We start from the raw sequence: 12,867 nt of genomic DNA on the forward strand, positions 1-12,867 counted from the left end.
CAAGAATTGCGCCAAGACTGGCACGCCCCGTGCCCGAGTCCAGCAAAATATTGCCGGATCTCGATAACGCCTGATGGCGCCGCGGTGCAGGCTTCGCTCCAGCCGTTCCGACCTCCGGTTGGAATGCTTGCGGAGGACCGAATGCGACCAACCGATGTGATGCGCGGCAGCCCGCCAGCGCCCGAGGCCCAGGTGACGCGCGCCAATTGGCGCAGCTTTCCCGCGATACGCTGGGGCTTCACCCATACCCGCGAAGTGCTGCCGACCGCGGAGATCCGACGTTCGTCACAGCCGACGCCCATACTGAATGCACCGCGCGAGCTGTCGAAGCTCGACTTTGCCGCGCCTGGCGGCAAGTCGACGACGATCGAGGCCACGCTGCGAGAGACCTTTGGCGATGCACTGCTGGTCATGCATCGGGGCACGCTGATCCACGAATGGTACGGCGACGGCATGAGCAGGACAACGCCGCATCTGATCTGCTCGATCAGCAAGGCGATCGCCGGCACGCTCGGCGGCGTGCTTACCGCGCGCGGATTGCTCGATCCCGAGGCGAGGGTGGTGCGCTACGTGCCGGAGCTCGAGAACTCCGCTTACGGCGGCTGCACCGTCCGCAATCTCCTCGACATGGCCGTCGCCATCAAGTTCGAGGAGGATTACGAGGCCCCCGCCGGCGACGTCGTGCGCTATCGCTTTTCCTCCGGCTGGGATGTGCCGCCCCCAGGCGTCGACCCCGGCCACCAGCGCGCCTATCTCACCACGTTGCGCGGCACCGGCAAGCCACACGGCAAGGTGTTCCACTACGTCTCGCCCAATACCGAAGTGCTCGGCTGGGTCTATGAGCGCGCCTGCGGCATGCCCTACCAGCGCATCCTCTCCGAATATCTCTGGCAGCCGATGGGCGCGGAGGAGGACGGCTCGCTGACACTCGACAGCCACGGCATGGGCCGCATCGCCGGCGGCCTTTCCTTCACGGCGCGCGATCTCATCCGCTTCGGCGAGATGATCCGTTGCCGCGGCGTCGTCCAGGGACGACAGGTGGTGCCGGGCTGGTGGATCGACGACATCCGCGAGAACGGCGATCCCCAGGCTTGGGCCGACGGCGACCTCGCCGAATTCTTCCCGGGCGCGCGCTACCGCAGCAAATGGTTCACGATCGATCCGTCGCGCAACGCGATGACCGCGATCGGCATCCACGGCCAGCATCTTTATGTCGATTGGGACTCCGACACCGTCATCGTCAAGCTCGCCACGCAGCCGAAGGCGATGGACGTGCCGATCGACAAGCGCTGGTTCGCCGCCTTCAACGCCATCACTGCGCATGTCACCCCGCGCTGAATTCTGGACTGCCTCATGCTCGATATCGTCACCTCCGAATCGTCAGCGCAAGTTGCCGCGCCGCATCCGCTCGATCCGCTGACAGCCGAAGAGATCGCCGCAGCCTGCACACTCGTGCGTGCCGCCGCAAGCTCGGTGGAGAACTGCCGCTTCCCGACGGTCCGCCTGGAGGAGCCGACCAAGCAGGAGCTGGCGGCCGGCGGAGCAGGGCGCCGCGCCTTCGTGCTGACGCTCGATGTGGCCACCGGCGAGGCGATCGAGCACATCGTCGATCTCGGCCGCAACGAGATCATCGCGCGCAAAATCATTCCGAACCGCGAAGCGCCCTATGGGCAGCCGCCGGTGATGCTGGAAGAGTTCTTCAAATGCGAGGCCGTGGTGAAGGCCGACCCCGGCTGGCGTGCGGCGATGATCCGGCGCGGGCTCTCCGACCAGGACATCGCGCTGGTCCAGGTCGATCCGTTCTCGTCGGGTTTCTTCGACAAGGAGTTCGAGCGCGGGGCCCGCATCGTGCGGGCCGTCAGTTATTTTCGCGAGCATCTTCAAGACAACGGCTATGCGCACCCGATCGAGGGTGTGGTCGCCGTGGTCGACCTGATCGGCGGCAAGGTCATTGATCTCACCGACGAGAGCCCAATCGTCCCGATCCCGCGCAAGAAGCGGAATTACGGCGCGCATGAGGTCGAAAACCCGCGCACCGACATCAAGCCGTTGCATATCGAGCAGCCGGAGGGGGCAAGCTTCAAGGTCGATGGCTGGAAGGTCGACTGGCAGAAATGGAGTTTTCGCGTTGGCTTCACCCCGCGCGAAGGGCTGGTGCTGCATCAGCTTGCTTATCAGGATGGCGTGCGCAAGCGCTCGCTGATCCATCGCGCCAGCGTCACCGAGATGGTGGTGCCTTACGCCGACCCGAACGCGAACCATTTCTGGAAGTCGGCGTTCGATGCCGGCGAATACGGCCTTGGCATGCTCGCCAATGCGCTCAAGCTCGGCTGCGACTGCCTCGGCAACATCCATTATTTCGACGTCCCGGCCGCCGACAGCAAGGGCGAGCCCTTCGTCATGCAGAACGCCATCTGCATGCATGAAGAAGACTATGGAATTGCCTGGAAGCACTACGAGTTCCGCAATGACCTGTTCGAGGTCCGAAGGTCGCGGCGGCTCGTGATCTCGTTCTTTGCGACCGTGGGTAACTACGACTACGGCTTCTACTGGTACCTCTACCAGGACGGCACGATCCAGTTGGAGACCAAGCTCACCGGCATCATCCAGACCGCCGCCGTGCAGCCGGGCGAGACTTACAAATGGGGCGGCATGGTCGAGGACAATCTGGGCGGCCCGACGCATCAGCATTTCTTCAACGTGCGCCTGCACATGGACCTCGACGGCGGCGGCAACACGGTGACGGAGCACGACTTCGTGCCGCGGCCCTGGGGCCACGACAATCCACACGGCAACGTCTTCGACGTCACCACGCGTGTGCTCTCGCGCGAGCGTGACGCAGCAGCGATCGCCAACGGGGAGACCGGCCGGTTCTGGAAGATCAGCAATCCCAACGAGACCAACTCGGTCGGCAATGCTCCCGCCTATAAGCTCGTGGTCAATCCGAGCCCGCTGATGCTGGCGCAGGAGGGCAGCTACGTACGCAGTCGCGGCGGCTTTGCCACGAAGCATGTCTGGGTGACCGCGTTCGACGCGAGCGAAAAATACGCCAGCGGTGACTATCCCAATGTCCATGCCGGCGGTGATGGCCTGCCGCGCTACGCCGCGCAGAACCGGAACATCGAGAATGCCGACATCGTGGTGTGGCACTCGTTCGGCCATACCCACGTCTGCAAGCCCGAGGACTTTCCGGTTATGCCGGTCGAATATGCCGGCTTCATGCTGAAGCCGACCGGATTCTTTGCGGCCAATGCGGCCGGAGACATTCCGCGGGATCGCAACAGTCGCAGCGTGCTGGCGGGAGAGAGCAATGCTCGCAACGAATCGTGCTGTCGCGCCGGGAAGACTTAAGGCCTCGCGGTAACAAGCCGATTATTTCCGAGCATTGCCCAAGAGTGAGGGAGTGTTTCTATCTGGAAACATTCCAAATGCGGAAGCATCGAGATGGCCGTGACCGGTGCCTCTCATGCAAGTGCCGCGCGGCATCGTAGGGGCTCATTCGACATGAGCGCATTGGTCGCACCTGCTGCGCACATCTCTGGAGAAATTCTAACGTCGTTCCTATCGCACTCCGAAACCGCCTGAGTTACGGCGGGACATCAAGAACGATACCGGCAAAGCCGGCAGTGCGTGGGGCTTCGAAAGACGTGACCGACTTCCAACTTTGTTTGCGTGGCAACACGCGTTCTCGACACATCCAGATGCTTTTCCTCGGGGCGGTCGGCACGGTCTCCCTCGTTCCCTTGGGTCCCGTGGAGGCCCAGACGCAAATTCCCACTGTCACCGTCGATGCGCCAGTCCAGCGTGCCCGACCTGCGGCGACCGCTCCGTCGCGAAGTGCGGCGACGCGCACCTCGCGCGCCAATCGCCGCTCTCCGGCGCAGCAGGCCGCGCCAACCCAATCGGCATCATCGAATGGCGCGACGGCCGAACGCGCCAACGGTGCTGTGCGCGGTTTCGTGGCCACACGGAGCGGCACCGCCAGCAAGACGGATACGCCGCTGATCGAAACCCCGCAGTCGGTGTCCGTCGTCACCACCGACCAGGTCAGGAACCAGGGCGCGGTCTCGATCGGCGAGGCACTGCGCTACACCGCCGGTGTCAGCGGTGACGTCAATGGCGGTTCTGATACCCGCTTCGGCGCGCTCCAGATCCGCGGCTTTGACACGACCATGTCGGGCCTCTACATCGATGGCCTGCGGATCCCCTCGAGCAATTACGTGCATTTCAACGGCCTCGATCCCTATGGCGCCGAGCGCCTCGAGATTCTCAAGGGACCGTCATCGGCGATGTATGGCGGCAGCGGCACCGGCGGCATCCTCAACTACGTGACCAAGCTGCCGACCGCGCAGCAATTCGGCGAGGTCTCGATCTCCGGCGGCAGCTTCAACCGCTACCAAGGTCAGTTCGACATGGGTGGCCCCGCCAACAAGGAGGGCACGGTGCTGTGGCGCCTCACCGGCGTCGTGCGCGACGGCGAAACCCAGGTCGACTTCACCAAGGACAACCGCGTCTTCATTGCGCCTGCAGTTACCTTTAAGCCGAACGAGGACACCACCATCACCCTGCTCGCCAACTACCAGCGCGATCGGGCAGGGTGGGGCCTGCAATTCCTGCCGGCCTCGGGCACGGTGTGGCCGAACAACGGCCGCACCATCCCGGTCTCGTTCTTCGCGGGCGTGCCGAGCTTCAATGCGTTCAACACCGAGATCGCAACCGCCGGTTATCAGTTGTCGCACACTTTCACCGACAACATCACGTTCCGGCAAAACCTGCGCTACGCCTATCAGCACAACGAGGAAAAGACCTTCTACGGCACCGGATACACCGACGAGGCGGCGGGGCAGCTGGGTCGTTTCGGCAGCTACAGCAACTCCTACATCAACTCCTTCGCGGTGGACAACCAGCTCCAGGGCAAGTTCGTAACCGGAATCCTCAGCCATACCACGCTGGTCGGGCTCGACTATCGCAACACCACGTTCCGCGACACCGCCTTTGCCGTCACGACGTCGTCGCCGGAGATCAACGTCTTCAATCCGGTCTACAGCTACGACTGGACTATGGGTGACATATACGACAACAAGGGCGTGAAGCAGTCGCAGCTCGGCCTTTACGCGCAGGATCAGATCAAGCTCGGCCGGCTCTCGTTCCAGCTCGCCGGCCGCCAGGACTTCGTGACGACGCAGGTCGATACTGATGTCGTCACCCCAACGTCGGTCACGAAGGATGCCTCGGCCTTCACCGGCCGCGCCGCGGTCATGTACAATTTCGACAACGGCATCGCCCCGTATTTCAGCTATTCGGAGTCGTTCCTGCCGGTGCTCGCGACCGGTCCGTCCGGGCAGTTGCTCAATCCTGAGACCGGCGTGCAATATGAGGTGGGCGTCAAGTACCAGCCGCTCGGCTGGAACGCCCTGTTCACCTTCGCGGCCTTCGATCTCACGCGCGACAATGTCGTCGTCTATGTGCCCGCAACGACCTATTCCGAACAGACCGGGCAGGTGAAGTCGCGTGGCATCGAGCTCGAAGGCTCGATGTCGCTCGCCGACGGCTGGAACCTGCGGGCCGCCTATGCCTATGTCGATGCCATGGTCACGCAGGATCCGGTCAATGTCGGCAAGGCGCCGGTCACCGTGCCGCTCAACCGCGCGTCGCTGTGGAGCGACTACACGCTTCAGACCGGGCCAATGGCAGGCTTGCAGTTCGGCGGCGGCGTTCGCTATGTCGGCGCGACCTGGGGCGATGATGCCAACACGTTCAAGGTGGGATCGGCCACGGTGCTCGACGCGCTCCTTGCCTACACCAGGGACAATTGGCGTCTGTCGCTGAACGTCACCAACCTCGCCGACACGCGCTATGTCGCCGCCTGCTACGGCCTGTCGGGCTGCATGTATGCCGAGGGACGGAAAGCCATCGGCAAGCTGACGTACCGCTGGTGAATTCGAATACGGTTCGGCAATGGGGAGCCGGATCTCCTGGATGAGAGTGGAAGACGATGAGGGCGATATTCGGCAGGCTGCATCGGTGGGCGGGATTGCTCACGGCCGGATTCCTGTTCTTCTCCGGCATCACAGGCGCGATCATCTCCTGGGATCACGAGATCGACGAGGTCCTGAACAACCATTTGTTCGACGTCACCAGCAAGGGCCCCGCGATTCCCTCGATCGAGCTCGCCAAGATGATCGAGCAGCGCGATCCCCGCGCGCGTGTGGTCTACCTCTTCATGACGCCGGAGGAGGGCCATTCGCTGTGGTTCTTCGTCATGCCGAGGATCGATCCGTCGACCGGCAAGCGTTACGCGCTCGACTTTAATCAGGTCTTTCTCGATCCGAACACCGGCGCGGAGCTTGGCCGGCGCTATTGGGGCGCGGTCTGGCCGGTGACGCGGGAGAATTTCGTCTCCTTTCTCTACAAGCTGCACTACACGATGCACATCCCGGAGTTCTGGGGCAGCGACCGCTGGGGCATGCGCGTGCTCGGCGTGATCGCCATCATCTGGACCATCGATTGCTTCGTCGGCTTCTATCTGACGTTGCCCTCGCGCAGGCGCGCCAAGGCGGCGCGGGCACCTGAAGTCACGCGCCAGCTCGCGCGCGGCTTCTGGGCGCGCTGGGCACCAGCCTGGACCATCAAGACCTCGGGCAGCGCCTACCGGATCAATTTCGACATCCATCGCGCCTTCGGCCTGTGGACCTGGGGCGTGCTCTTCGTGATCGCCTTCACGGCGTTTTCGCTGAATCTCTATTTCGAGGTGTTCTCGCCGCTGATGAAGATGGTGTCGAATTATACGCCGACGCCCTATGAGCAGCGGCCGTATCGCGATCTCGACGATCCCATCGAGCCCAAGGTCAGCTTCGCCGAGATCGCCGCGCGCGCTTCGGCCGACGGCAAGGCGCGAGGCTGGACGATCCCGGTTGGCTCGATCAATTACGGCCCGGCCCATGGCGTCTATGCCGCCGCCTTTTTCCACCCTGGCGACGATCACGGCGCCGGCGGCGTCGGCCCGGCGCAGCTCTATTACGACAGCGAGGACGGACGCCCGATCGGCGAACGGCTGCCCTGGGTCGGCACCGCCGCCGATATCTTCGTCCAGGCACAGTTCCCGCTGCATTCGGGCCGCATCGTCGGACTGTTCGGCCGCATCCTGATCTCGATCATGGGGCTCGTGGTCGCCGCGCTCTCGGTCACCGGCATCGTGATCTGGTGGAGCAAGCGCCGTGCCCGGGTCCGCGTCCGCGAGACCGCGGCCGTGCGCCTGAGCCGGCAGCTCACGCCGGCGGAGTAGGGCGCTGGAACGCGGTCGTCGCGGATGAACCTTCCCGCCTCTCCGCGGCACAAAGATGGGAGATCGCGCCCCATTCCCCGGACATCGAATGAAATCGCTTGCCTTGCTCGGCCTGCTCGTCCTGGCGACGCCCATTCATGCGGCGACGCCGGAGCAGCACTATCTCGACCTGCGCGATCGCTACATCGCAAAATTCTCGACGGCCAAGGAGAGCGACGAGATCTACAAGCAGCATGACGCGGCACTGAACGAGCTGGCAGGCGTGCTGAGCGGCCTGGTCGGACCGGTCACGATCAAGGGGCTTCCCGTGGACGGCAAGTCGAACGCCGACACGCTGTTCAAGGGTGATTCAGGCTTCGGCCATCTCGACGGTCTCGGGTTCGCCTCCGAAGGCGACAGGAGGCAGGCCGTGGTGACCACAACGGGGCTGCTCAAGCACTGGCTCGGCGAGCACCGCGAGGACGGCATGCCGCAAGAGATCGCCGCGGCCTTCAAGTCCGACCGCTTCTACTATCAAGCGATCCAGGACTCCCCCTTCGCCAAATATGCGGAGCTGCCGATCATCAAGCCGGCATCTGCGAGGGCCGCGGCCGCGGTGCTGGGGGTGCGCGGCAACGGCGATCTGAAAGCGCCGCCGCATGAGATCGACGTCGTCGCGATAAAGGGCGACAAGGTCTTCTTCCTCGCCGACACCGACGCCGTGAAGACGGCAGAGATTCCGGCCTGCGAGAAAGTCGGGAAGCAGATGATGGTCCGGAAAACGCCGCAGGACGCCATGGCCAGGGAAGACCAGGCGATGGAGGCCTACACGAAATGCTTCGCCAAGGAAGCGCCGAGCCAGAGCTGGTACGCAGCGGCCGTGAAGAAGGCGCAGAGCCAGCTGGAGCTGCTGCTGTCGCGATAGTGCGTCCCGAGCGCCCTTATCTCGACTACGCCGACAATTCGACCGGCTTGCCGGCCTCATCGATCAGGTGCACGCGATCGACGTCGACACGCGGCAACAATGATCGAATCTCATCTTCCGGCATCAGGCTGAACGCCGTCGACAAGGCGTCCGCGGCGGTCGCGCTGCGGGACACGGTCGTCACGCTGCGATAGCGGAGCGCGCAGCCGCCCGATTTGGGATCGAACAGGTGGTTGAAGCGGGCCTTGGCGTCGAACTGGCAGCCGTAGCCGCCCGAGGTGGACACGGCGCGGTCGATGATCGGCAGCACGGTTTTCGTCTGGCCCACAATGTCGGGATCGGCGATGCCGACGTCCCAGGGGCGTCCGTCCGGACGCGCGCCGATCGCCCGGGCTTCGCCCATATCGACCAGGCTGTGAGAGATGCCGTGCGCCCGCAGCAGGTCGACCACCTTGTCCGTGACGTAGCCTTGCGCGATCCCGTTCAGGGTGATGGCCATGCCCTTGGGCATCACGATGCGGTCGCGGCTGACCGACAGCCGGTGGCTGCCGACGCGCGCAACCGCAGCCCCGATCTCGGTTGCCACAGGACCGGCCGGATCGGCGTCATCGCGCGCGAAGTGGTTGGCATAGAGCTCCCACAGCGGCTGCACCGTGACGTCGAACAGGCCGCCCGTCAGCGTGGAATAGTGTTGCGAGGTCGAGAGCAGATCGACCATTTCGGCGGCGGGATCGATCAGGACACCCGTCCGGTTCAGCGCGACCAGCGCGGACTCGTCGAGGTAAAGACTGAACAGCCGCTCGAGCCGCCGCGCCTCGGCGCAGGCCAGCGCGATCAGCCGTTCCGCCCGGCTGCGATCCTCGCCGTGGATTTCCATCGTCGCGACCGCGCCCAGCATCGTGCCACGCCAGGTCACCGGCGCGACCTCCGCACGAACGGGATGTCCCGCGGACAGCGCGCCGAGGCTAGCGGCCGCGGCGCTGATACGGATGAAGCGTCGGCGCGTCAGGGTTCGCGTCATGGCGTCCTCCTCGGTCGTTCGCCCGGCGGGCCTTCCGCCGTCTCGTCAGCCGCAACAGCGTCGCCGGCATTCGCCGACGCCAGGACATAGTCCCGCGGCACCTCGTCGAAGCCGACGATCCTGCCGCCGTTCTCACCGGCGAACTTCTCCGCCGCCGCCCGGTCCGAGAACGGAACGGCCTCGTCTCCGCCCATGCCGCTCCTGACCCGGCTCTCGATCACGAACAGCGCCTTGCGGGCCTCGATCCAATTGTCGGCGCCGGGCTTGTCCCAGTCGGGCGCCTTGCCCATGTCGGACACGTAGATCGCCAAAATGTCTTTGGGTTCGTCCGGCAGCATGGTGAAGGCGATGGTGTCGCGTACCGACGAGAACCACACCGGCTCCATCAGGCTCGCGACAAAGATGTGGCCCTTCGGTCCCGGATGCTCGAGCACGTTCATGCCGCAGTAATGGCCGATGTCTTCGGCGGTCATCCGATGCGGCGGCGGGATCTTCGCGACCTGCTTGTCGTTGCAGCCGGCTAGCGCCAGCGGCACGAGCAAGGCGAGCAGGATCGTTCGGCGCCTCATAGCTCCCTCCGCGAGAAGGCGAGCGCGGCCAGCCCCAGCGGCAGCAGCGTCCAGCCGAGCAGGGCGGCCAGCAGGACCGGTATCGTCAGGGACGTGGTTTGGGCAAGGCCGGCCATACCGGCGAAGGTGCTGACATTGGCAAAGCCGGTCAGGTTGATCAGCCGGTAGGCGTCGGTCGGATTCGACAGCAGCATGGCGTTGAGCACGGCGGCCGAGATGCTGCGGCCCTGATCGAGCGCGAGCACGCCCAGCAGCGCCATGTCGTAGATCAGCACCAGCAGCAGCCACAATCCGATGCAAATGCCAGCTGCCGTCCCGCGGTCGCGCACGAGCGCGCTGACCAGATATCCAATCGCCACGAAAGCGGCGCCGAGCAGCACCGAGGAGCCCACCATGGCCGCGAACGCCAGCAGGCTATCGCTATCGATCTGGCTGCCCGTCGCCGCGAGCGCGCCGACCGCCGCGCCGTAGCCGAGGCAGGTCGCGAAGGCGAGGACGGCGAGGTGCCCGAGGAACTTGCCGAGCAGCACCTGCCATCGCGCGACCGGATAGCTCAGCAGCAACACCATCGTTCCCCGTTCCATCTCGCCGACGATGGCATCGTGCGAGATCAGAAGTGCGATGAGCGGAACGAGAAAGATCGTCAGGCTCGACAGGCTGACGACAACGACGTCCAGCGTGCGAACGCCCACGTTCCCGGTCGGCGCGCTGCCGAGAAAGGTCAGGGACAAAGCGAGCCCGGCTAGCAGGAGCGTTGCGGCAAGCACCCAGCGATTGCGAATGGCCTGGTGGATTTCCTTGGCAGCGATGATCAGGACGTTCATGGCGCCTGCTCCGATTGCCGAAGAAAGTGAGCGTAGAGCTCGTCGAGGGTCGGCGGAACCACGTCGACGTCCTCGACGGCATTGCCGGCGGCCGTGGCGCGATGCAGCAGCTCGATCTTCCGCTCCGGTGCGGCGTCGATCTCGACGATGTGGCCGTTCAAGCGGCGGCAGGTGGTGTCTTGCGGAGCCCAGCCGGGCATCTCGCACGGAGCAAGGCCAGCCACCTTGAGACGGATCCTGGTGGGCAGCCGGGCGAGACGACGCAGCTCGTCGATCGATCCGTCCGCAACCTTGATACCGCGGTTCATGATGATGACCCGGCCGGCGCGCTCCTCGAGTTCGGTCAGCGCATGCGACGACAGCAGCACGGTCGCGCCGCCAGCGGCGAGCCGCGCGATGATGTCGTAGAAGGTCTGTCGGAGCTCCGGATCGAGGCCGGTGGTCGGTTCGTCCAGCAGCAGCACGCGGGGCTGGCCAAGCAGCGCCTGCGCGAGCCCCAGCCGCTGACGCATGCCCTTCGAATAGGTGCTGACCCGGCGGCGGCTCGCGGCGCCCAGCCCGACGGCATCGAGCAGCTCCAGCGCCTTGGCAACCGGCTCTCGCTTCAGCCTGGCGTAGAAGGCCTGCGTCTCGCGGCCGGTGAGGGCAGGGTCGAAGGAGACGTTTTCCGGCAGGTAGCCGAGCTGGCGTCGGCCCGCGAATTCGCCGGCGGCGGGATTGTCGCCGAGAACCTCGATGACGCCCTTGCTGGGCCGGATCAGCCCCAGCATGAGCTTCATCAGCGTGGTCTTGCCGGCGCCGTTGTGGCCGATCAAGGCCACGAGCTCGCCCTGGCCAAGCGTGAACGAGGCATCGCGCACGGCCTCGACGCGGCCATAGGTCTTGGTGACATCACTGACGCATACCGTGCTGGTCATCGCGTCTCCTTCGGCGCAGGGCTCCGCGGCGGCGACACCAGGGGATGGCTGTCGACCACGCCGCCCGGCAGCAGCGCCGGAAACTGCGCCTGCGCCCAGCGGATCACCTGGACGGCAGGGCTGTTGATCAGGACCTTCGCGGCGGGCGCCGTCCACAGCACGCGGTCGATGAGGTCGTTCGGCCGGTACGCCGTGTCGGCAATTCCGTCGCCGTTCAGGTCGAATGCCGGATTATCGCTCCAGTAATTGCCGCGCCCGCCGATCGACCAGTCGAGGTGCCGGGTGCCGACATATTTCACCTGGTTGGCATTGCTGACGAAGGCATTGCCCGTGATTTCATTGCCTTCGGAGCCGGCCGTGAAGTGCACGCCGATGGCGCAGCGTTCGAACCAGTTGTTGCGGAATTTGTTGTGGTTGGTGTTGTAGATGAACACGCATTTCTCCGGGCCGCTCCTGAGAGCACTCTCCCGTTTCGGCTGCGGAAGCATGCCTTTCTCGTCGTCGGGGCTGTCTTCAGTGTTCTGTGTCGCCGGGGTCAGCGGGCCGCCCATAACGCGGTTTTCCTCGATCTGGGCATAGTTCGCGTAGTTGAAGAGAAAGCCATAATCTCGATCGTGATCGGACGAGTTGTGGCGGATCACGAGACGGTTTGAATACATGATGGCGTAACCGACATGGTTGCCGATCGAGACGTTGCCGCTGACTTCGCTGTCGTTGGTGTACATGTAGTGGACCGCGAAGCGAACCTGCTCGAAGCGATTGTCGACGAAGCGGTCCTTGCTGCTCGAGATCGAGAAGATGCCGTCGCGGCCGTAGCGGAACATGTTGTTGGCGATGGTGACGTCGGGCGCATTCCACAGCGAAACGCCGTTGCCCGCTTCGCTGAGACGTCCCCCGCGCAGTCCCTCGATCTCGTTGCGGACGACCCGTGAGCCCCTGGCGCCATGCACATAGACGCCGAACAGGTTTCCCACCAGCCGGTTGTCCTCGATCGTCGCGCGCTCGGCCGTCTTCTGCAGGAAGATCCCGGAATTCATCGCCTGCAGATCGTGGCCGGATGCCCGGATGGTCAAACCGCGGATGGTGACGTCGGGCGCGCTGACGGTGATGACGTTGCCGGAGTCGTCGCCGTCGAGCACTGCGACGCGACTCCCGACCAGCTGCAGGGGACGGTCGATCCGGATCGAACCGTGATAGTCCCCGGGGGCGAGCTCGATAACGTCGCCGGCACGCGCGCCATCCAGCACTGCTTGCAGCGACTGGCCAGGCGCAGCCGTCAACGTCTCCGCACTGGCGAAGCCGGGCAACCCGGCGGCGACCAGCGCCGCCGGAAACATGCGTAACAAT

General features: G+C 64.7%; 10 protein-coding genes. 5 read left to right on the forward strand and 5 right to left on the reverse strand.

Translation table 11 applies throughout. From position 1 onward, the window contains the following. The first annotated feature begins 141 nt into the window (after nt 1-141). From XH84_RS31375 to XH84_RS31395, 5 genes are all read left to right on the forward strand, one after another. A complete protein-coding gene (locus XH84_RS31375; RefSeq protein WP_128921797.1) occupies nt 142-1,338 on the forward strand; it encodes a serine hydrolase domain-containing protein in 1,197 nt (398 codons plus the stop codon). 15 nt (nt 1,339-1,353) lie between these two features. After that, entirely contained in the window at nt 1,354-3,351 is a 1,998-nt protein-coding gene (locus XH84_RS31380) for a primary-amine oxidase (protein ID WP_128921796.1), read from the forward strand. 350 nt (nt 3,352-3,701) lie between these two features. Further along, nucleotides 3,702-5,939, forward strand: a complete 2,238-nt coding sequence (locus XH84_RS31385) for a TonB-dependent siderophore receptor (RefSeq protein WP_488226029.1) — start codon at nt 3,702-3,704, stop codon at nt 5,937-5,939. A 56-nt stretch (nt 5,940-5,995) separates the two neighbouring features. Continuing rightward, entirely contained in the window at nt 5,996-7,285 is a 1,290-nt protein-coding gene (fsrB, locus tag XH84_RS31390) for a siderophore utilization protein FsrB (protein WP_128921794.1), read from the forward strand. 88 nt (nt 7,286-7,373) lie between these two features. Beyond that, the gene (locus XH84_RS31395; protein ID WP_128921793.1) at nt 7,374-8,189 is read left to right on the forward strand and encodes a hypothetical protein; all 816 of its coding nucleotides are present in this window, start codon (nt 7,374-7,376) and stop codon (nt 8,187-8,189) included. Nucleotides 8,190-8,214: 25 nt separating this feature from the next. On the opposite strand, the gene XH84_RS31400 is transcribed toward XH84_RS31395, so the two are convergent. From XH84_RS31400 to XH84_RS31420, 5 genes are read right to left on the reverse strand one after another with little or no spacing between them, the layout of a single operon-like run. Then, nucleotides 8,215-9,210 (reverse strand): FAD:protein FMN transferase, encoded by a 996-nt coding sequence (locus XH84_RS31400; protein ID WP_128921792.1) that lies wholly within the window; start codon nt 9,208-9,210, stop codon nt 8,215-8,217. Next, entirely contained in the window at nt 9,207-9,779 is a 573-nt protein-coding gene (locus tag XH84_RS31405) for a nitrous oxide reductase accessory protein NosL (RefSeq protein ID WP_128921791.1), read from the reverse strand. The genes XH84_RS31400 and XH84_RS31405 overlap by 4 nt, the downstream gene beginning before the upstream one ends. Then, the gene (locus XH84_RS31410; protein ID WP_128921790.1) at nt 9,776-10,603 is read right to left on the reverse strand and encodes an ABC transporter permease subunit; all 828 of its coding nucleotides are present in this window, start codon (nt 10,601-10,603) and stop codon (nt 9,776-9,778) included. Before XH84_RS31410 ends, XH84_RS31405 begins: the two co-directional genes overlap by 4 nt. Further along, nucleotides 10,600-11,520 carry an ABC transporter ATP-binding protein gene (locus tag XH84_RS31415; RefSeq protein ID WP_128921789.1) on the reverse strand — a complete coding sequence of 307 codons (921 nt, stop codon included), beginning with the start codon at nt 11,518-11,520 and terminating at the stop codon, nt 10,600-10,602. Before XH84_RS31415 ends, XH84_RS31410 begins: the two co-directional genes overlap by 4 nt. After that, a complete protein-coding gene (locus XH84_RS31420; protein ID WP_128922013.1) occupies nt 11,517-12,857 on the reverse strand; it encodes a nitrous oxide reductase family maturation protein NosD in 1,341 nt (446 codons plus the stop codon). The genes XH84_RS31415 and XH84_RS31420 overlap by 4 nt, the downstream gene beginning before the upstream one ends. Between the last annotated feature and the right edge of the window lie 10 nt (nt 12,858-12,867).

The sequence above is a fragment of the Bradyrhizobium nanningense genome (assembly GCF_004114535.1).
Classification (GTDB): domain Bacteria; phylum Pseudomonadota; class Alphaproteobacteria; order Rhizobiales; family Xanthobacteraceae; genus Bradyrhizobium; species Bradyrhizobium nanningense.